Origin of the sequence: Vibrio sp. 1641 (assembly GCF_033339995.1) — a bacterium.
GTDB classification, from domain to species: domain Bacteria; phylum Pseudomonadota; class Gammaproteobacteria; order Enterobacterales; family Vibrionaceae; genus Vibrio; species Vibrio alginolyticus.
On sequence record NZ_JAWOVP010000006.1, the window covers coordinates 151,728 to 172,471 of the forward strand.

General features: G+C 45.4%; 14 protein-coding genes and 1 other annotated feature. Of the genes, 10 read left to right on the forward strand and 4 right to left on the reverse strand.

Annotation, left to right across the window (positions count from 1 at the left end):
• Positions 1 to 445 precede the first annotated feature (445 nt).
• Positions 446 to 1,915 carry a glutamate synthase subunit beta gene (locus tag R7Z47_RS14625; RefSeq protein ID WP_025768420.1) on the reverse strand — a complete coding sequence of 490 codons (1,470 nt, stop codon included), beginning with the start codon at positions 1,913 to 1,915 and terminating at the stop codon, positions 446 to 448.
• On the reverse strand, positions 1,915 to 6,465 hold the full coding sequence (gltB, locus tag R7Z47_RS14630; protein ID WP_033906099.1) for a glutamate synthase large subunit: 4,551 nt from the start codon (positions 6,463 to 6,465) through the stop codon (positions 1,915 to 1,917). The genes R7Z47_RS14625 and gltB overlap by 1 nt, the downstream gene beginning before the upstream one ends.
• Before the next feature lie 551 nt (positions 6,466 to 7,016).
• On the opposite strand from gltB, the gene R7Z47_RS14635 reads away from it, so the two are divergent.
• The 4 genes from R7Z47_RS14635 to R7Z47_RS14650 all read left to right on the forward strand — a co-directional run bounded on the left by R7Z47_RS14635 (position 7,017) and on the right by R7Z47_RS14650 (position 12,800).
• A complete protein-coding gene (locus tag R7Z47_RS14635) occupies positions 7,017 to 7,976 on the forward strand; it encodes a TIGR01212 family radical SAM protein (protein WP_137281717.1) in 960 nt (319 codons plus the stop codon).
• Positions 7,977 to 8,011: 35 nt separating this feature from the next.
• Positions 8,012 to 9,757 carry a GGDEF domain-containing protein gene (locus R7Z47_RS14640; RefSeq protein WP_053306884.1) on the forward strand — a complete coding sequence of 582 codons (1,746 nt, stop codon included), beginning with the start codon at positions 8,012 to 8,014 and terminating at the stop codon, positions 9,755 to 9,757.
• A gap of 237 nt (positions 9,758 to 9,994) precedes the next feature.
• A complete protein-coding gene (gene arcB, locus R7Z47_RS14645) occupies positions 9,995 to 12,349 on the forward strand; it encodes an aerobic respiration two-component sensor histidine kinase ArcB (RefSeq protein WP_053306885.1) in 2,355 nt (784 codons plus the stop codon).
• Position 12,350: 1 nt separating this feature from the next.
• Positions 12,351 to 12,800, forward strand: a complete 450-nt coding sequence (locus R7Z47_RS14650) for a hypothetical protein (protein WP_005381825.1) — start codon at positions 12,351 to 12,353, stop codon at positions 12,798 to 12,800.
• A gap of 85 nt (positions 12,801 to 12,885) precedes the next feature.
• Here R7Z47_RS14650 and arcA read toward each other — a convergent pair whose 3' ends face one another.
• Positions 12,886 to 13,602 (reverse strand): two-component system response regulator ArcA, encoded by a 717-nt coding sequence (arcA, locus tag R7Z47_RS14655; protein ID WP_005381824.1) that lies wholly within the window; start codon positions 13,600 to 13,602, stop codon positions 12,886 to 12,888.
• Between the two features lie 361 nt (positions 13,603 to 13,963).
• Between arcA and R7Z47_RS14660 the strand changes: the two genes are divergently transcribed.
• Together R7Z47_RS14660 and R7Z47_RS14665 are read left to right on the forward strand one after the other, a co-directional pair.
• Positions 13,964 to 14,371, forward strand: coding sequence for a DUF3293 domain-containing protein (locus R7Z47_RS14660; protein ID WP_053306886.1), 408 nt, complete (start codon positions 13,964 to 13,966; stop codon positions 14,369 to 14,371).
• Between the two features lie 64 nt (positions 14,372 to 14,435).
• On the forward strand, positions 14,436 to 14,918 hold the full coding sequence (locus R7Z47_RS14665; RefSeq protein WP_005381822.1) for a putative 4-hydroxy-4-methyl-2-oxoglutarate aldolase: 483 nt from the start codon (positions 14,436 to 14,438) through the stop codon (positions 14,916 to 14,918).
• On the opposite strand, the gene R7Z47_RS14670 is transcribed toward R7Z47_RS14665, so the two are convergent.
• Positions 14,915 to 15,385, reverse strand: coding sequence for a hypothetical protein (locus R7Z47_RS14670; RefSeq protein WP_047102035.1), 471 nt, complete (start codon positions 15,383 to 15,385; stop codon positions 14,915 to 14,917). The two genes, R7Z47_RS14665 and R7Z47_RS14670, sit on opposite strands and share 4 nt — an antisense overlap.
• 423 nt (positions 15,386 to 15,808) lie before the next feature.
• On the opposite strand from R7Z47_RS14670, the gene thrL reads away from it, so the two are divergent.
• From thrL to thrC, 4 genes are all read left to right on the forward strand, one after another.
• Complete coding sequence (thrL, locus tag R7Z47_RS14675) at positions 15,809 to 15,886, forward strand: thr operon leader peptide (RefSeq protein WP_074192076.1); 78 nt, start codon at positions 15,809 to 15,811, stop codon at positions 15,884 to 15,886.
• Positions 15,822 to 15,941: a sequence feature (Thr leader region), on the forward strand. (Overlaps the previous gene by 65 nt.)
• Before the next feature lie 53 nt (positions 15,942 to 15,994).
• Positions 15,995 to 18,454: a bifunctional aspartate kinase/homoserine dehydrogenase I gene (thrA, locus tag R7Z47_RS14680; RefSeq protein ID WP_053304351.1), complete on the forward strand. Its 2,460-nt coding sequence runs from the start codon at positions 15,995 to 15,997 to the stop codon at positions 18,452 to 18,454.
• 20 nt (positions 18,455 to 18,474) lie between these two features.
• Positions 18,475 to 19,431, forward strand: a complete 957-nt coding sequence (gene thrB, locus R7Z47_RS14685) for a homoserine kinase (RefSeq protein ID WP_041852994.1) — start codon at positions 18,475 to 18,477, stop codon at positions 19,429 to 19,431.
• Positions 19,428 to 20,708 (forward strand): threonine synthase, encoded by a 1,281-nt coding sequence (thrC, locus tag R7Z47_RS14690; protein ID WP_061007749.1) that lies wholly within the window; start codon positions 19,428 to 19,430, stop codon positions 20,706 to 20,708. The genes thrB and thrC overlap by 4 nt, the downstream gene beginning before the upstream one ends.
• Positions 20,709 to 20,744: the final 36 nt, after the last annotated feature.

Genomic DNA, 20,744 nt, shown 5'->3' on the forward strand with positions numbered 1-20,744 from the left:
AATTCTCCCTTTGCTTATCCGTCATCCCGACAGATATATCAACACTGCTTACGTTGATATCGATGACTAACTATGCGTCATCTTTATAGCTTTATGTATAATTATTCAGTAAAAGTTGTGAAATATTTAACATTTTTTGAGTGTTTTATTTTCATCAACTTCACAAGCTATAGCTTATTGTAAAAAAGGTCAAGTTATTAGTGGATCATCACGTGAATATACGATTTACCATTTAATAAGCTAAAATAGTTTAATAATTTCAAATAGATAGAAAATTGATTGTTACAAAAAAGTAACATTTGATTCTGTGGGAGATAAAAAAGACCAGCATAAAATGCTGGTCAAAATAGAAAGATTGGAAGGAATTGTTTTCTTTCTTCACCGATAGCCATCGATATTGCTGATGGCTATTAGGCAATTGAAAGAGAGAAGCGTGACTGCTTCGTTAAGCAGAAAGCATCAGTGAATCTGCTTTTGCTTCTAGGTTTGTGCCACCCATTAGATAATCATCGATAGCACGGGCACATTCGCGGCCTTCATTGATACAACGAACCACCAAAGATTGGCCTGTTCGCATATCACCAGCAGCAAATACGCCTTCTTGGTTAGTAGCAAAATCTTGAGTTGCTACGTTACCGCGATCGTCTAGTGCGATATCCAGTTGAGCAAGTACGCCTGTTGGTTCAGGGTGTAGGAAGCCCATCGCTAGAAATGCCATATCACATGGAATCACACGCTCGCTGCCTTCTACTTCTTTGAAGCTTGGGCGCTCGCCTGGTTTTGCATCTTGCCAAACGATATCAGCAAGACGAAGGCCTGTGACTTCACCTTTGTCATTTCCGATGAACTCTTTGGTCAGGATGTTCCAGTGACGATCGACACCTTCTTCATGAGAGGTCGAAGTACGTAGGATCATTGGGTATTGAGGCCAAGGCATATTGGCTGGGCGCTTCTCTGGTGGAATCGGCATGATTTCCACTTGAGTTACACTTGCTGCGCCGTGACGGTTTGATGTTCCCACACAGTCTGAACCCGTATCACCACCACCGATAACCACAACATGTTTACCCGCAGCGTGAATTTCTTCCGTTTTCAGGTCCATGTTATTGGCGCGACGGTTGTTTTGACCTAGGAATTCCATCGCGAAGTGAACGCCTTTTAGTTCACGACCCGGAACGGGCAAATCACGTGGAACCGTTGAGCCACCGGTTAGTAGAACCACATCGAACTCTTGACGCAATTGTTGAGCATTTACATCAACACCGACGTGTTGGTTTACTTTAAACTCAATGCCAGCTTCTGCCATTAGATTGATCTTGCGATCAATGACTTCCATGCTCAGTTTAAAGTCTGGGATACCAAAACGTAGCAGACCGCCCACTTTCTCGTCTCGCTCGAATACCGTCACAGTATGACCAGCGCTGTTTAACTGCTCAGCAGCCGCAAGGCCAGCAGGGCCCGAACCGATGATCGCAACGGTTTTGCCAGTTCGAGAGCGTGGTGTTTTTGGTTTGGCGTACCCTTCACGATACGCCGTTTCCACGATGGTTTTCTCGATATTACAGATAGTGATTGGATCTTGGTTGATACCAAGTACACAAGCACTTTCACATGGAGCAGGGCAAACACGACCAGTGAACTCTGGGAAGTTATTGGTTGAGCTTAGAATGTTCCATGCTTCTTCCCAGCTATCACGATAAACTGCATCGTTAAACTCTGGGATGATGTTACCGATAGGGCAGCCGTTATGACAAAACGGCACACCACAATCCATACAACGAGAAGCTTGAGTATTGATTTTGTCACCAAACTCCTCGTTCAGGACGAACTCTTTGTTGTTCTTGATGCGTTCAGCTGGGTCGATCTTCTGTGGTAGTTCACGACCATGCTCTAAAAATCCAGTAGGCTTACCCATTATACGGCCTCCACTTGAGTTTCGTTTCCTTGAGACTGTGCTTCAGCTTTACGCTTTTGAAGAACCGCTTTGTAGTCACGCGGCATTACCTTAACCATAGAGGCTAGGCTTGCTTTAAAGTTGTCTAGGAAAGACTGAGCGACTTCACTTCCTGTGAATTGAACATGCTTAGTTAGCATGTCGAGTAATAGATCTCTGTCTTCTTGCTCGATTGGATCTAGGTCTACTAGCTCTGGGTTCAGTTTTGACTCAAAGTCACCTGATTTATCCCATACGTAAGCCACGCCTCCACTCATACCAGCGGCAAAGTTACGACCTGTTGAACCAAGGATGATGGCTGCACCGCCAGTCATGTATTCACAACCGTGGTCACCGACGCCTTCTACTACTACTTTCGCGCCTGAGTTACGAACACAGAAACGTTCACCAGCCATACCGCGAATGAAAGACTCACCCGAAGTTGCACCGTAGAAACACACGTTACCAACCACGATGTTGTCTTCCGCGACAATACTTGATTTTGCATCTGGGTAAAGTACTAAGGTACCGCCAGATAAGCCTTTACCCCAGTAGTCGTTCGCGTCGCCTTCTACTTCGAACTTCACGCCCTTAGCTAGGAATGCGCCGAATGACTGACCCGCAGAACCTTTGAACTTCACGTTCATTGGCTGAGGTAGACCGGCATCTTTGTACACTTTCGAGATTTCGTTCGACAACATGGTACCTGCAGAGCGGTCCGTGTTAACGATAGGGAACTCGGCATTCACCGCTTCGCCTTTCTCGAGTGCAGGAATCGCTGCTTGAATCAGCTTACGGTCTAGCACTTCTTCTAAGTTGTGGTTCTGCTGAGCTTGGTTGAATACACCATCAGCTTCACGTGGTTGCTCAACGTGAAGAACAGGAGACAGATCTAGGTTCTTGTATTTCCAGTGAGAAACGTCTTGGCGAATCTTCAGCTTCTGACCTTGACCGACCATCTCATCGATAGTGCGGAAGCCAAGTTCAGCCATGATTTCACGTAGACCTTGTGCCATGTATTGGAAGAAGGTTACGACGTCTTCTACGCGGCCATCAAAGCGCTCGCGAAGTGTCTTATTTTGAGTCGCGATACCAACAGGACAGGTATTCTTATGACACTTACGCATCATGATACAACCTTCAACCACCAATGCTGCGGTTGCCACGCCCCATTCTTCTGCACCGAGTAGTGTTGCCACTGCAAGGTCGCGAGGTGTCTTCATCTGACCATCCGCTTGAACCACGATACGGTTACGTAGACCGTTCTTCAGTAGCGTTTGGTGCGTTTCTGCCAAGCCAAGTTCCCAAGGAAGACCTGTATGGCGGATTGAAGACATTGGTGATGCACCTGTACCGCCGTCGAAACCTGCGATTAGTACAACGTCCGCTTTCGCTTTCGCTACACCAGAAGCGATCGTACCTACGCCTGCTTCTGATACCAGCTTCACGTTTACACGGCCTGCGCGGTTCGCGTTCTTCAAGTCGTAGATAAGCTGAGCCAAATCTTCGATTGAGTAGATATCGTGGTGTGGCGGTGGCGAGATAAGACCAACGCCCGGAGTAGAGTGACGTGTTGCACCGATCCAATCGTCTACTTTATCGCCTGGTAGCTGACCACCTTCACCTGGCTTCGCACCTTGAGCCATCTTGATTTGTAGCTCATCAGCGTTGGTTAGGTAGTAGGAGGTTACGCCGAAACGACCTGAAGCCACCTGTTTGATTGCTGAGCGTTCCCAATCGCCGTTCTCTTTGCGCTCGAAACGCATTGGGTCTTCACCACCTTCACCAGAGTTCGATTTCGCGCCAAGACGGTTCATCGCAACTGCCAGTGTGGAGTGTGCTTCGTAAGAAATAGAACCGAATGACATTGCACCTGTCGCGAAGCGTTTCACGATGCTTTCAATTGGCTCGACTTCATCGATAGAGATAGAGCCTGCTGGGTTTTTAATGAACTCAAGTTGGCTACGCAGAGTTACCGCGTTGTCACCTTGCTTATCTACTGCAGTCGCGTATTGCTTGAACTGATCGTAGTTCTTGTTGCGCGTAGACTCTTGCAGTAGAGAAATGGTTTCTGGGTTGAATAGGTGCTTCTCACCACGCTGTTTCCATTGGTAAACACCACCAACATCCAGCATTTGAATTGGGATTTCGCGTTGTGGGTAACCGATGCGGTGACGGATCAGCACTTCTTTGGCGATATCATCAAGGGTTAGACCTTGGATACGAGAAACCGTACCTGTGAAGTATTTGTCGACCACTGATTTGTGGATACCCAACGCTTCGAAGATTTGTGCGCCGTGGTAAGACTGTAGCGTCGAGATACCCATCTTCGAGAAGATCTTCAGAAGACCGCCATTAATCGCTTTACGGTAGTTGTTGAACAGATCACGAGGGTTCGCTTCTGGATCCAACTTCTTCGTACGTTGAAGTTCAATGATGGTTTCAATCACTAGGTAAGGGTTAACCGCATTCGCACCGTAACCAAGTAGTGTTGCAAAGTGGTGCGTTTCACGCGCGTCACCAGTTTCAACCACGATGTCACACTTCGCACGTAGACCTTTACGGATCAAGTGGTGGTGCACTGCGCCAACTGCCAGCATTGCTGGGATCGCAGCGTGGTTTGAATTCACTGCGCGGTCAGTGAGTAGGATGATTGAGTAACCATCGATAACCGCGTCTTCTGCGTATTGGCAGATACGTTTTAATGCACGCTCAAGTTTGCCTTGATCTTCACTAGCTTGGAATACGATATCCAACGTTTTCGCTTGTAGGTGCTCGTTATCGATCGCACGCAGTTTTTCAAGCTCTGAGTTCGCCAGAACCGGCGATTCTAATTCGACTTTCTGACAGTGAAGTGGTGTTTCAGTCAGAAGGTTTTGGTCTTTACCCAAGTAAGTGTTCAGCGACATAACCATACGCTCACGGATCGGGTCAATCGGTGGGTTAGTTACCTGTGCGAACAGCTGCTTGAAGTAGTTTGAAAGATGTTGAGACTGATGAGAGAGAACCGCAAGAGGCCAGTCGGCACCCATTGCTGATAATGGCTCTTTCGCGTCATTCGCCATTGGAACGATGATTTCGTTCACTTCTTCAGTGCTTACGCCAAACGCTTGTTGGCGGTGTAGAAGGTGTTCTGGCTTAGGTTGGCTGAACTGGTTGCTCGCATCTGGCAGCTTCTTCAAGCTCAGTAGGTTTTCTTCTACCCACTTCTCGTAAGGCTGTGCCGTTGCGATGGTGTCTTTCACTTCTTCATCGGAGATGATTCGACCTTGTTCTAGGTCTGCAACGAAGATACGACCTGGCTGTAGGCGACCACGGAACTCAACGTTTTCTGGTTCTATATCCACAACACCAGATTCAGATGCCATCACTAGGAAGTTATCTTTGGTCACTGTGTAGCGAGAAGGGCGCAAACCGTTACGGTCTAGTGTCGCACCAACTTGAACACCATCAGTAAAACATACGGAAGCCGGGCCATCCCATGGTTCCATGATGTTCGCATGGTACTGATAGAACGCGCGACGTTTAGGATCCATGTTTTTGTTTTCTTGCCATGCTTCAGGAATCATCATCATCAATGCGTGTGGCAGGCTGCGACCAGACAGAACTAGGAGCTCAAGTGCCATGTCAAAGTTAGATGAATCCGAGCTGCCTTCCTGACAGATTGGAAGAAGCATGTCGATTTCAGCCTGAGTGAACAGGTCTGATTCTAGGATTGCTTCACGGGCTTTCATCCAGTTCAAGTTACCGCGAACTGTATTGATTTCGCCGTTGTGGGCAATGTAACGGAAAGGCTGTGCAAGACGCCATTTCGGGAAGGTGTTGGTAGAGAAACGAGAGTGTACCAGTGCCAGTGCAGTCACCATGGTCGGGTTTTGCAGATCGAGGAAGTACTGAGGTACTTGCTCAGTCGTTAACTGACCTTTGTACACTAATGTCTTGTAAGACATGGAGTTAATGTAGAAGTCGTCACCAATGTTCGAAACGCTTTCTAGGCAAACGCGTACGGTGTAATTACGAAGTACGTAAAGTTTGCGTTCTAGCTCTTCAGGCGTGATGCCCGGGCCACCAGAGATAAACACGTGCTCAAATTGAGGCTCTGTGCTTAGTGGGTCTGCACCGATCATTGAGTTATCGGTTGGCAATACGCGGTAGCCGATAACTTCAAGGTCTAGACGTTGTGCGTTACGTTCTAGAATGTCACGGCATTGCTCGCGTTTGTATTCGTCTTTCGGGAAAAGAACGACACCAACACCATACTTTTCAAACGAAGGCAGTTTAATGCCTAGCTTAACGGCTTCTTCTAATAGGAATTCATGAGGTTTTTGTAGCAAGATACCCGCACCGTCACCGCTGCATGGGTCACAACCTTGACCACCACGGTGTTCCATGCGAGCCAGCATATCCAATGCTTGAGTCACTACTTCATGAGATTTACGGTTTTTAAGGTGAGCAACAAAACCGATACCACAAGCGTCATGCTCCAGTTCCGGAGTGTACAGACCCTGTGGATTTTGCTCTCTATCTACCATAGATACATCCTTCCAGTTCAATGTCGACGCAAAAGTACCGGGCAGCAAATACTACCTAGACTATTGATTACGTCTTGTCCTTTATATTTATTATCGCCACCGATCTAGGTTGACCGGTCTTGATTCCTTTCCGTATCTCGCAGGAAAAGTTTTGCGAGAAAAACAATCCTTGGTGGTATCCCTTTATTTATTATCACTATCTAGTGATTTATATAGGTAGGAGTGGGATAACACCGACAAATCCCGCAGTGTGCTTTGTAATAAAAGTCACAAAAATAACGGGGTTGTGTAAGTATCCTACAATTTTGTCACTTCAGAATGCAATGAAAAAGTCGGCGTTGTGACCCAATTTTTTCGTTTAATTATGCATTTTTAGTTTAACATTTACGCAACATGAACGATTTTTGCCTTTAATTATGCAAGTTTATTGATTTTGACCCGCATGATGGGTGTTTGAATTGATTAATATTGTGTGTTTTTTCTTGCAGGGATGTAATTTATTTACACAGATCGTAGTGAGATTGATTACGATTTATTGTTGGTGAGAATTTATGCAGTTACATGAGTTGGTCAATACAATCGGCCAAGATCTTCAGCGTCGATACGGTGAAAAGGTTCATAAGTTAACATTGCACGGTGGATTTAGTTGCCCTAACCGCGATGGCACGATTGGGCGGGGAGGATGTACATTTTGCAATGTGGCTTCGTTTGCAGATGAAGAAGTCCAGATAAAAAGCATTCACGAACAGTTAAAAGATCGCGCAGGTGAAATTCACAGAGCGAAGAAGTATCTCGCTTATTTTCAGGCCTACACCAGTACCTATGCCGAAGTACAAGTTCTCAAAAACATGTATGAGGAAGCACTAAAGGCTGCAGACATAGTTGGTCTTTGTGTGGGGACGCGTCCTGATTGCGTCCCTGATGCGGTATTGGATTTACTGTCGGGCTATGTACAGCAAGGTTATGAAATTTGGCTAGAACTAGGTCTTCAAACCGCCAACAATGACACCCTAAAACGTATCAATCGTGGTCATGACTTTGAGTGTTATGCCGAAATCACTAAGCGTGCGCGAACACTCGGAATCAAGGTTTGTACTCACTTAATTGTGGGTTTACCCAAAGAAACCCGCGCCGAAAATATTGAAACGCTGCAAAAAGTGTTGGCCGTGGGAACGGATGGCATCAAGTTACATGGCTTGCATATTGTCGAAGGTAGCACCATGGCGAAAGCTTGGCGTGCTGGAAAGCTAGAAGCCCCTGAATTAGAAGAATATGTTGCGATCGCCAGTGAAATGATTCGTATGACACCACCAGATGTGATTTATCATCGCGTTTCATCAGCAGCCAGGAGGCCCACGTTATTATCGCCTCTGTGGTGTGAAAACCGTTGGCTAGCGATGACGGAAATTGGTCGAGATCTCAGTGCTCATGGTGCTCAAGGGAGTCTTACGGGGAATACCTTTATCTATACTAAACCGGAATTAATAGCAGATCGCTCAATAAATAACTGATATATTTTAACCAGTGTTCTTTGAAGGTTTAAACGATGGATCAGTTACTCAATTGGCTTTGGGGTGGTCAAGGCGGTTATGGCTATGTCGTCTTGTTATTAATCGCAGGCGTGTGTGCGTTAGCACTGATCTATTTGCACTTTCAGACGTCACTTAAGAAACTAGTAACGGATTCTCCCTATCCAGTCATAGTGGTGGACACTAGCCATGCTCAGCTCTTGCTATCTAACCAGGCTGCGATGCAGTTATTAGGCATTCGCTCTTTGGGAACGAGGTATTTGTATCCTGCTTTATTCGATATTCATGAGCTTGAGCAGTTTCTCGCTCGCTTCTCTAGTCGTCATTTTCGTCAGCAGGCTTTTGACTGGCGACTATCTGATAGTGAATCTATTAAAGTGGAGCTGTCAGGCAGAAAGAGTTTATTGCGCAATCATCGAGTTTGGATTCTTTATGCTCAGCCATATCAAGCCACTCACCAAGAGCAGCAACAAGAACTTGCGCAATTAATCATCGCACGTTCGGCATTAGACTCACTTTCAGAGCTGATTTGTACCCAAGACCGCCAAGGCAATCTGTTAACGACCAATCGAGCATTTGATCAATTCTGGCAAGGGCGAAGGGAAGAAGCTTGCGCACCCAAGACCTTGGGTGAGATGACCAGAAAAAGCGAACGTAAATGGACAACGGATCCACAAGGTCGAAGTTGCTTATTGGAAGTCAATCAAAACTCTCTTGTTTCGCCGAGTGGTGAGCTTATCGGAACGCTGTCTATTAGTCATGACGTGACTGAATGGCACAAGATGCAACAGAATCTGCGAGATGAAATGGAGCGTCGCAAAGATACAGAGGTGGCGCTAGCGCAAAGAGATACTATCTTACAAACGATTCTGGATGCCAGTCCGGACTCTATTGGTATTTTCAATGAGAACATGGTCTATCAAGCGTGTAATCAGCCTTTTGTTAAGGCGTTAGGCATTTCAAAAATTTCTGATTTGATAGGTAAGCGCCTCCAAGACGTGATTCCTAAAGAGATGTACGCGCGCTTAGCAGACAGTGACTTAGAAGCATTACGCCAGTTAGAGCCAGTTCGATACATAGATAAAGTCGTGAGTAGTGATGGTAAAAGTACGTGGTTTGATGTGGTGAAATCGCCTTTTAAAGATAAAGCATCAGGAACGAATGGTGTGCTGATCATGGCGCGTGATATTTCTGAGCGTTATCTTGCAGAACAAAAGTTGGAAAAAGCCAACCTAGAGTTAGAAAAATTGAGCTTTATGGATAGCTTAACTCAAGTATCGAACCGACGCCGTTTCGATGAACAACTGCAGGTATTGTGGTACCACCATGCTAGAGAAAAGCTGCCGCTCACCATCATGTTATGTGACATCGACTTTTTCAAAGATTACAACGACTGTTACGGTCACCAACAAGGTGATGAAGCGTTAGTCAGTGTTGCTACCGTGTTTACACAAGTCATCAATCGTTCTTCGGATTGTGTTGCGCGTTATGGTGGCGAGGAGTTTGGTTTTATATTGCCGAATACCACCACGGAAGGTGCGCGCAACGTAGCGCAGCGTATTCATGAGAAAATTCTACAGCTTGATATGGAACACGACAGTTCAGAAGCATCTGAACGCCTTACCGTCAGTATCGGTCTGGTCTCTTACATTCCTCAGCATGGTGATGAACCCGAAATGGGCATCGCTATGGCTGACAGTGCGTTATATCAAGCTAAAGCTGATGGACGTAATCGCACCTGTATTCACCCCAGTTCTTGCTAACGCTTTGTGACCGCTTGCTCTAAGTTGATAGCTGATTGTTTAAATCACCGTATTAAACACGTTAAAATTACAGAAGCCTGTGTGCTCGTTGGTTTATCTTTCTATCTCGTGTCACAAGCGCAGATCGCACCGTGTGTTTTTCACTAATCAAACAGACCTAAATTGCGTTAGGTCGAGTGCATTTACCTGTTTTTCATCATCGAATGGCGCTATCTAGCCACCACCATGGAGTAGTTAATGAAACCCATGAAAAATCTCGCCCAGTATTATGTCGACTTGCTAGTCAAACTGGGGATTGTTCGCTTCTCTATTTTGCTAGCCCTTGCGCTGGTGGCATTAGCTGTTGTGGTGCAGGTAGGGATTACTTTAGCTCTCAAAGGGCGAGTAGATGATATCGACATTGTCCGTTCGGTGTTTTTTGGTCTATTGATCACCCCTTGGGCGGTTTACTTCCTCTCTGTGGTTGTCGATCAACTAGAAGAGTCTCGCCAGCGTTTAACTAAGCTGGTGTCCAAACTGAAGGACATGCGTTCGCGAGATCAAGAGCTGAATTACCAACTTCAACAAAACATTGAAAAGCTTAACCAAGAAATTGAAGAGCGTATTAAAGCGGAAGAAGCACGTGAAGAGGCGATGCAAGACCTCGAAAACGAGGTGTTCCAACGCGAACGTACTCAATTAGAGCTGGCAGAACGTACCGCATTACTACGTTCATTTATTGATGCCTCACCAGACTTAATTTACTACCGCAATGCGGATGGTGTTTTCTCTGGCTGTAACCGCGCGATGGAAGAGCTAACGGGCAAGAAAGAGCACCAGTTAGTCGGATTAAGCCCTTGGGATGTGTATAGCAAAGAAATCGCCGAGCATATCGTTGATACTGACCAAAAGGTTTTTGCCGATAATCAAGCGATTACTTACGAGCAATGGCTCGAATACCCAGATGGTCGCAAGCATTACTTTGAGCTGCGTAAAGTGCCATTTTACAGCAAAGATGGCCGCCACCTTGGTCTCGTTGGGTTCGGTCGTGATATCACTGAACGTAAGCGCCATGAAGAGTCGTTAGAGAAAGCAAGCCGCGACAAAACTACCTTCATCTCAACCATCAGTCATGAGCTGCGAACGCCGCTGAATGGCATTGTAGGCTTAAGTCGTATGCTTCTAGATAGTCCGTTGACAGAAGAGCAGCGTAAACACATGCAGACCATCAATGTGAGTGCGATTACGCTAGGTAACATCTTCAACGATATTATCGATATGGATAAATTTGATCGCCGTAAGTTAGAACTATTACCTGCGCCACTTAACTTCGAAGACTTCGTCGCAGAGATTGAGAGTATCTCAGCTCTGATGGCGGAACAAAAAGGGTTACGCTTTGACTTAGAACGTTTAAGCGACTTGCCAAAAGCAATTGAAGTGGATGCAACCCGTCTACGTCAGGTGATTTGGAACTTGGTCAGCAACGCAATGAAGTTCACCAAAGAAGGTGGCGTTGTGATGACAGTGAGCGCGGATGTCGAAGACGATTTTGCGACCATTATTATGGAAGTGGAAGACACAGGTATTGGTATTCCAGACGAAGAGCTAGATAAGATCTTTGCGATGTACTACCAAGTGAAATCAGGCAAGGACAACCTGCATGCGGTCGGTACAGGTATTGGTTTGGCGGTATCTAAGCAACTGATCAATATGATGGATGGTGACATTACGGTTACCAGTGAGGAAGGCTTTGGTAGCACTTTTACTGTATCGATCCACGTTCCGATTGTTGAACTAGCTGAGCCAGTCATTGATGCGAAACGCGACAATGTGCGCCTCAACATATTTATGGTCGAAGACATCGAGCTTAACGTAACTGTGGCTAAATCGTTACTTGAGAGCCTAGGGCACTCTGTCACCGTGGCAATGACGGGCCAAGAAGCGTTAGTGAACTTTGTGCCAGAAAAATACGACTTAGCGTTGTTGGATATCCAACTGCCTGATATGACGGGCTTTGATGTCGCCAATTATTACCGCGAGCATTATAACAATCTTCCTCCATTGGTCGCCTTAACTGCTAATGTAATGAAAGATCGTCGTGAATACTTAGATAACGGCATGGATGATGCGATCAGTAAGCCGCTGGCAGTGAATGCCATTCAGTCAGTGATTGATAAATTCTTCGCTCACCAGTTAGAACAACCTAAGGAAGTAGTGAGCGGTCCCGAAACAGTGGAAGAGCCAGTGCCTTCTCCTGTGATTGAGACACATTTGCTCGATATGGATATGTTAGAGTCTTACGTCGACATTGTTGGTGCAACACCTGTCTACGACAGCATAAAAATGTTTGAAGATATGATGCCAGACTATATCGATGTCTTAGATTCGAACATGACAGCGAAAGATCAAGATGGGATTGTTTCTGAAGCGCATAAAATCAAAGGTGCTGCAGGTTCAATTGGCCTGAAACGTATCCAAAGTGTGGCGCAAAAAGCGCAATCGCCTGATATGCCAGCATGGTGGGAAAACATTTCAGACTGGGTTGAAGAGATCAAAAATGAATACCAAAACGATATTCAAGTCCTCAAAAGTTGGTTGGAACAAAGGAAATAACATGAAAAGAATCGCACCATTGGCATTAGCCATGGCATTGATGGCAGGCTGTAGTTCCGTTCCAAATGTGAATTGGCAACAAAACAGTCAGATTACGATTAATGAGGTTAATGTTGAGCTCAAAAGTAATTTATGGGTTAACCTCATGCCGAATATTGGGGACGTGGAAGAGCAAAGTATTCAAGGTGCACTTTACCTCGAAGGAGATCAGTTACTTCCTGCAAATCTAACGGCAGAAGCTCTTATTATTAAACAGGGGCAAAAAGAGTGGTTGGTGGACAGTGCGTCTTTAGATACTCGAACGCACAGTGAAAGCCGATGGGAGGTGGCGTTCTCGTCTCACATTGATGTGAACACAGAAAAATCGGTTGATATCGCAGTGCTTCTAGACGATGCGGGTAAACAGCGTTGGTTAGTCGAAAAGTACGTGAAGATTAACAAGGTTTATTAACCGCAATGATGTTGCATTAGTCGTTAGACCTAAAACAAAAAGGGCTTGCTCAATGAGCAAGCCCTTCGGATATTAGCGGTTAAATCTAGTCTTCTAGATCGCCACAGAAGCGGTAACCTTCGCCGTGGATAGTGGCGATGATTTCTGGCGTACCTGAAACAGACTCAAAGTGCTTACGGATACGACGAATCGTTACGTCTACAGTACGGTCGTGTGGCTTAAGTTCACGACCAGTCATCTTCTTAAGAAGATCGGCACGAGTTTGAATCTTACCCGGGTTCTCACAGAAGTGCAGTAGTGCGCGGAACTCAGAGCGAGGTAGCTTGTAGCTATCACCAGCAGGGCTTACTAGAGAGCGGCTGTTGATGTCTAGTACCCAACCGTTGAATTCATACTTTTCTACCGAGCGCTTCTCTTCTTGCACCGCGTTAGAGCTCATTGAGCGACTAAGTAGGTTACGTGCACGAATAGTTAGCTCACGTGGATTGAATGGTTTAGTGATGTAGTCATCTGCACCAATCTCAAGACCTAGGATCTTGTCTACTTCATTGTCACGGCCTGTCAGGAACATTAAAGCAATGTTCGCTTGCTCGCGTAGTTCACGCGCTAGTAGAAGGCCATTCTTGCCTGGAAGATTAATGTCCATAATAACCAAGTTGACTGAGTTATCAGACAACACTTGGTGCATCTCTTCACCGTCACTGGCTTCAAAAACAGCGTATCCCTCTGCTTCAAAAATACTCTTAAGAGTGTTACGAGTTACTTGCTCATCTTCAACGATAAGAATCTGCGGGGTTTGCATTGGCGGTACCTAAATTTGTGACAAAATTGTGCTAATAGAATAAATTCTAGGCAAAAATATAACATACAGGTAATGTGATTTTGATAATAAATCAAGTTGATCAAAAAAACACTTCTTTCAGTTATCCGCCCTCCATGGAATTTTGCCAACTCACCAGTATCCAATGGCGACGTTTATTCTAAAGGGCTTGTTTACCTTTCATTTCCTGCTTTCAGTGGGGCCTGAAACGTAAACACCCTAAGATATTGAGCGGATTTTATATTGTTAACAGCATGCTAACAATGCTCAAATGTTAATTCCATTCAGTTTGTTGATTTATATCAATTGATGAAATGTAACTGTTATTAATCGTTTAAGACTTATGATAGAAAAAAGTAATACGAACATAGACGCATCGTTATGGAATGCTTATTCAGAATCTTTTTTCAGATTCGAAGCCGAGTGGCGTGTTTCAAACTATGCTGTGATAACCGCTTGGAACCCATACAGTAACTTGAGGTCCAAAGAAGAGAACAGCATAAACAATCACGCGTTAGAAAAACAGCTACAGCACGTTAATTACGCGCCTGTCACGGTAGGTGATAGCGCTTTTACATGGTATGAGGAAAGCTTTGCCGTCGAGTTGTCGCCAGAGGTAGCTGTTGAATTGGCGAATGACTTTCAACAAAACGCGATTTATTACGTCATTAATGACCAACTTTATCTTATTGCGTGCTCGCAGCCGAAAGTTTTTCATACGTTAGGCTCCATTAAACCTCGGCTCGTATAGAAGGTATAGAAAAGGATACTGCTCACTGAAGCATCGCTTGGGTGAGAAAATTCACGGAGGAAATATGAGAGACATTACACCCGATATTTGTGACCAATTTGAAGACCAAGTGAGCTTGCTTACTTTACCATTGCAGAACTTTGGTCAACGTAGCGCTTTTTACGGTGAAATCGTTACGGTGCGCTGCTATCACGATAACTCGAAAGTGCGTGAAGTACTGGGCGAAGATGGAACGGGTAAAGTATTGATTGTTGACGGGCATGGATCGTGTCAGAGAGCATTACTCGGCGATCAATTAGCGATACTCGGAATAGAAAATGGGTGGGAAGGCATCATTGTCTATGGTGCAATACGCGACGTAGCACAAATATCTCAAATGGACATTGGCGTTCAAGCTCTTGGAACTAACCCGTTTAAAACAGAGAAACGCGGGATAGGAGAGGTAAACGTAACCTTAACGATGCAAAACCAAATCGTTCAACCTAAGCACTACGTTTACGCGGACTGGAACGGTGTATTGATTTCTAAGCAAAAGCTGGACTTCTAAAAACGAAAGCCTAAACCAACCTCAAAGCCTTGTTGCCAATCTTGGTAATCAAGAGTCGCGTGAAGATCCAGTTTATCGGTAATTTTTACGCGACTTGATACTTCAGCCGCGAGGCTGCTGTCGTCTTGGCGAATACCTTCCGCTGTTTCGTTCTTGTAAGAGCGAACTGTACTTTTCAGCGTGACACGATCATTAAAGTGATAGCTGATCCCACTCAAAAAACCACTTTGATTTTGGGTAGGAGAGTTATTGACTCGCGCACCGACATAAACGTCTACCGAATCAAAAAGTTCGTAGGCGTAACCCGTATCGATATTCCAAACATCAAAACTGTCAGACTGATAACTGTCGCTGGAAATGAATAGTTTATGAGGAGAAGGGGATGTTTTACCTGGAAGCGGCGGAAGCTCGTTGGCTAGACAAACACCAGGCACAAAAAACAGCAACAGAAAAAGCCATCTTTTCATGTTCACCACTCCTTGTGTCAACTTTTTTATTAGTATGCGCCCAAAGCTTCTCACTATTAAAGCATAGAATATGAAAGCTAGCTCACCTATTTTCTAAATAATTCGATCCTATGAACATAAGTCACAGTTAAGTTGTTGTTATGTGTCACAACCCTCTCGAATTATTTGATCGTACGTTTTATGGCACAGATTAGACTAGTTATTAGATAAAAAACCGAACTGGTGATGATAGTTAAGTCCTTTACAAAAACTAACTGTAGATTTCCAAATGATCAATAATGTGTAATTAACTATAAATATCAATGACATTGCTTAGCAGAAATCTCTGAAAGATGGAAAAACAAACAATTTTTTGTTGACTATGTATCAGAAACTCGGTAAACGTAGAGTTAAGCAAACACAATTAACGTTGAATATTTATTTATGCCATCTAACAGCCTAGTAGTAATGACCACGACCATTATTATTACCGACACGACACATGTTGGGGCAGGCTGCTGAGCGAAAGAAATTCACAAAAAAGGCCTGTATCCAACAAGATACAGGCCTTTTTTTATGCTTTTTTATCCAGAATTTAGACAAATTTAAGAAGATATACCGGAGGAAGGGATGCGAGTATTGAAGTTTGGCGGATCATCACTAGCTGATGCAGATCGCTTTTTGAGAGCGGCAGACATTATTGCCAATAACGCTCAACAAGAAGAAGTAGCGGTTGTTCTTTCCGCTCCTGGTAAAACAACAAACAAATTGGTTGCGGTCATTGAAGGCGCATTGCGCAATGGTGAAGCAGAACTACAAATCAAAGAGTTGGAGGAGTCGTTTAAAACGCTCTTCACTCAAATCCAAGCAGTACTACCCAATATCGATGGTTCAGCTTTCGATAACCAAGTGAAAACTTCTCTCTCTCAATTACGCCAGTTCGTTCATGGCATCAACCTTCTTGGCATGTGCCCAAATAACGTCAATGCACGCATCATCAGCAAAGGCGAACGCGTTTCAATTCAATTGATGAAGGCAGTGCTTGAAGCGAAAGGCCAACCTGCGCATCTTATCGACCCAGTCGAGTATCTATACGCAAAAGGCGATCACCTAGAAGCCATGGTCGATGTTGAAGTTTCGACTCAGAACTTCCGCCAGAATCCTCTTCCTCAAGGTCATGTGAACATCATGCCTGGTTTTACTGCCGGTAACGAGAAAGGTGAACTAGTTACACTAGGTCGTAATGGTTCAGACTACTCAGCGGCGGTTCTTGCGGCGTGTCTGCGCGCAGATTGTTGTGAGATCTGGACTGACGTAGACGGTGTATACAACTGCGACCCTCGTTTAGTGGAAGATGCTCGCTTACTTAAATCTCTTAGCTACCAAGAAGCAATGGAGCTTTCTTACTTCGGTGCTTCCGTTTTGCATCCGAAGACCATTGCTCCTATCGCGCAGTTCCACATCCCATGTCTGATCAAAAACAGCTTTAACCCACAAGGTGCAGGAACTCTGATTGGGCAAGACACTGGTGAAGACAATCTGGCGATCAAAGGTATCACGACGCTAAACGACCTAACCATGGTTAACGTCTCCGGCCCAGGTATGAAGGGTATGGTTGGCATGGCAAGCCGCGTATTTGGCGCAATGTCTTCCGCTGGTGTGTCTATTGTTCTTATTACTCAGTCTTCTTCTGAGTACAGCATTAGCTTCTGTATTGAGGCAGAAGATAAAGCAAAAGCGCAACAAGTACTGGCCGATGCGTTTGAGTTGGAACTGAAAGATAGCTTATTAGAGCCGGTCGAGTTTATTGATAATGTTTCAATCATAACGTTGGTTGGTGACGGCATGCGTACATCGCGCGGTGTTGCATCTCGCTTCTTCTCATCTCTTGCTGAAGTGAACGTAAACATTGTAGCCATCGCACAGGGCTCATCTGAGCGTGCAATCTCAGCCGTGATTCCTGAAGATAAAATCTCTGAAGCGATCAAAGCGTGTCACGAGAACCTATTCAACTCTAAGCACTTCTTAGACGTATTCGTGGTTGGTATTGGCGGCGTTGGTGGTGAGCTGGTGGATCAGATCGAGCGTCAACAGGCGAAGCTTGCGGAAAAAGGCATCGTTATTCGCGTGTGTGGCTTGGCAAACAGCAAAGGTCTTCTGCTTGATAGTGAAGGTCTGCCACTCGATCATTGGCGTGATCGTATGTCGGCTGCGACAGAAGAGTTCAGCCTAGCGCGTTTGATTTCTTTGGTTCAACGTAACCACATCATCAACCCAGTATTGGTTGACTGTACATCAAGTGAAGATATCGCGAACCAATACGCTGATTTCCTAGCTGCTGGTTTCCATGTCGTTACACCAAATAAAAAAGCAAATACAGCAAGCATGGCTTACTACCATCAGCTTCGCGATGTTGCGCGCAGCTCTCGTCGCAAGCTGATGTACGAAACAACTGTGGGGGCGGGTCTACCGGTAATCGAAAACCTGCAAAACCTAATCTCAGCGGGTGATGAGCTAGAGCGCTTCAGCGGTATTCTTTCTGGCTCTCTGTCATACATCTTCGGTAAGTTAGATGAAGGTATGAGCCTAAGTGAAGCAACTAATATCGCAAAAGAAAATGGTTTTACTGAACCGGATCCTCGTGATGACCTTTCTGGTATGGATGTCGCGCGTAAGCTTCTGATCCTAGCTCGTGAAGCTGGCATGTCTCTAGAACTAGAAGACGTTGTGGTTGATCAAGCACTGCCACCAGGTTTTGATGATTCTGGTAGCGTTGATGAATTTATGGCGCGTTTACCTGAAGCAGACGCCTACTTTAAAGAATTATCTGCAAAGGCAGCGGAAGAAGGCAAAGTACTGCGCTACGTTGGTGAGATTAATGAGGGCAAGTGCACAGTAAGCATCGCAGCGGTGGATGAAAACGATCCAATGTATAAAATCAAGGACGGTGAAAACGCACTGGCATTTTACAGCCGTTACTATCAGCCAATCCCACTAGTGTTACGTGGCTATGGTGCAGGCACCGAAGTAACGGCTGCGGGTGTATTTTCTGACGTGATGCGTACTTTAGGTTGGAAACTAGGGGTATAACAATAATGAGTTCAAGTGATATGGATGTAGTGGTTTATGCCCCAGCATCAATTGGTAATGTAAGCGTTGGCTTTGATGTGCTGGGGGCGGCGGTGTCCCCAGTGGATGGGACCTTGCTAGGTGACAGAGTGCAAGTTAAGGCAGGGACTGAGCCGTTCAGTCTGAAAACTGCGGGTAATTTTGTCTCTAAGTTGCCTACAGAGCCAAAAGAAAACATCGTTTACGATTGTTGGCTGGTGTTTTCTCGCGAGCTAGATAAAAAAGGTGTTGAGCTAAAACCACTTGAAATGACGCTAGAAAAGAACATGCCAATAGGCTCAGGTTTAGGCTCAAGTGCATGTTCTATCGTGGCGGCGCTGGATGCTTTAAACCGATTCCATGGTCAACCGCTGAATGAGACTGAGCTGCTAGCACTGATGGGGGAAATGGAAGGCAAGATCTCTGGTGGTATTCACTACGATAACGTCGCGCCGTGTTACCTTGGTGGTGTCCAGTTGATGCTTGAAGAGTTGGGTATCATCAGTCAAGAAGTGCCTTGTTTTGATGATTGGTACTGGGTGATGGCGTATCCGGGAATCAAAGTATCAACAGCAGAAGCGCGTGAGATCCTACCATCTCAATATCGCCGACAAGATATCATCGCTCATGGTCGTCACCTTGCGGGCTTTATTCATGCGTGTCATTCTGGTCAGCCAGAACTTGCTGCAAAAATGATCAAAGACGTGATCGCAGAACCGTATCGTGAGAAACTGCTTCCAGGTTTTGCGAATGCACGTCAATACGCAGCGTCTGCGGGTGCATTGGCAACCGGTATTTCTGGCAGTGGTCCGACACTGTTCAGTATTTGCAAAGAGAAAGATGTCGCTGAGCGAGTTGCTCGCTGGTTAGAACAAAACTACGTACAAAACGAAGAAGGATTCGTCCACGTTTGTCGTCTAGATAAGCAGGGTTCGAAAGTAACAGGAAGTGAGCTATGAAGCTTTACAATATAAAAGAAAATGATGAACAAGTTTCCTTTGGCCAAGCCGTTCGCCAAGGGTTAGGCCGTAACCAAGGTCTATTTTTCCCATCGGAATTACCAAAATTTGAAGATATCGATGCGCTGCTTGCAGAAGACTTTGTCTCTCGTAGCACTAAGATTCTATCAGCGTTAATTGGCGATGAACTTGCAGAAGAGCAAGTGAATGCTCTTGTTGATGCTGCATTCCAATTCCCTGCGCCTATCAACCAAGTAAAAGACGGTGTTTACGCACTGGAACTGTTCCATGGTCCAACGCTTGCGTTTAAAGACTTTGGTGGTCGCTTTATGGCGCAATCTCTGGCTGCGGTTTCGGATGGCGGCAAGATTACTATTCTGACTGCAACTTCTGGCGATACTGGCGCAGCCGTTGCGCATGCTTTCTACGGTATGGAAGACATCAACGTTGTGATTCTTTATCCGAAAGGCAAAATCAGCCCGCTGCAAGAGAAGCTATTCTGTACGCTTGGTAAAAACATTCACACTGTTGCGATCGATGGTGACTTCGATGCGTGTCAGGCTCTGGTTAAGCAAGCTTTTGATGACTCTGCACTGCGTGAAGAGATCGGTCTGAACTCTGCAAACTCGATCAACATCAGCCGTTTGATGGCGCAAATCTGTTACTACTTTGAAGCAGCTGCGCAAATGAGCAAACAAGAGCGTGAAAACCTAGTCGTGTCTGTACCAAGTGGTAACTTTGGTAACCTAACTGCTGGTCTACTGGCAAAAGCGCTGGGCTTGCCTATCAAACGCTTTATCGCTGCAACGAATGCCAATGACACGGTTCCTCGCTACCTAGAAACAGGTAAGTGGGAGCCAAAACCAACAGTCGCAACAACATCGAACGCGATGGACGTGAGCCAACCAAACAACTGGCCTCGTATTGAAGAGCTGTGTCGCGTGAAAGAGTGGGGCTTGGAGACGCTAGGTAAAGGTGCAGTATCTGATGAGCAAAGCGCACAGTCAGTAAAAGATCTATACAGCATGGGTTACCTGTGTGAACCGCACGGTGCGATTGCTTACCGCGTTCTTGAAGAACAATTGCAAGACGGTGAAACCGGTCTGTTCCTATGTACTGCTCACCCTGCGAAGTTCAAAGAAGTGGTGGATGATATTCTAGAATCAGATATCGACCTTCCTGCGCCACTAGCGAAGCACGCTGCGATGGAGCTGCTATCGGAAGATCTCGACGCAGACTTTGACGCACTGAAGCAAGTACTGCGCCGCGTGCAGTAAGCTTCAAAAATACAGTCAGTATCAAAAACACAAATA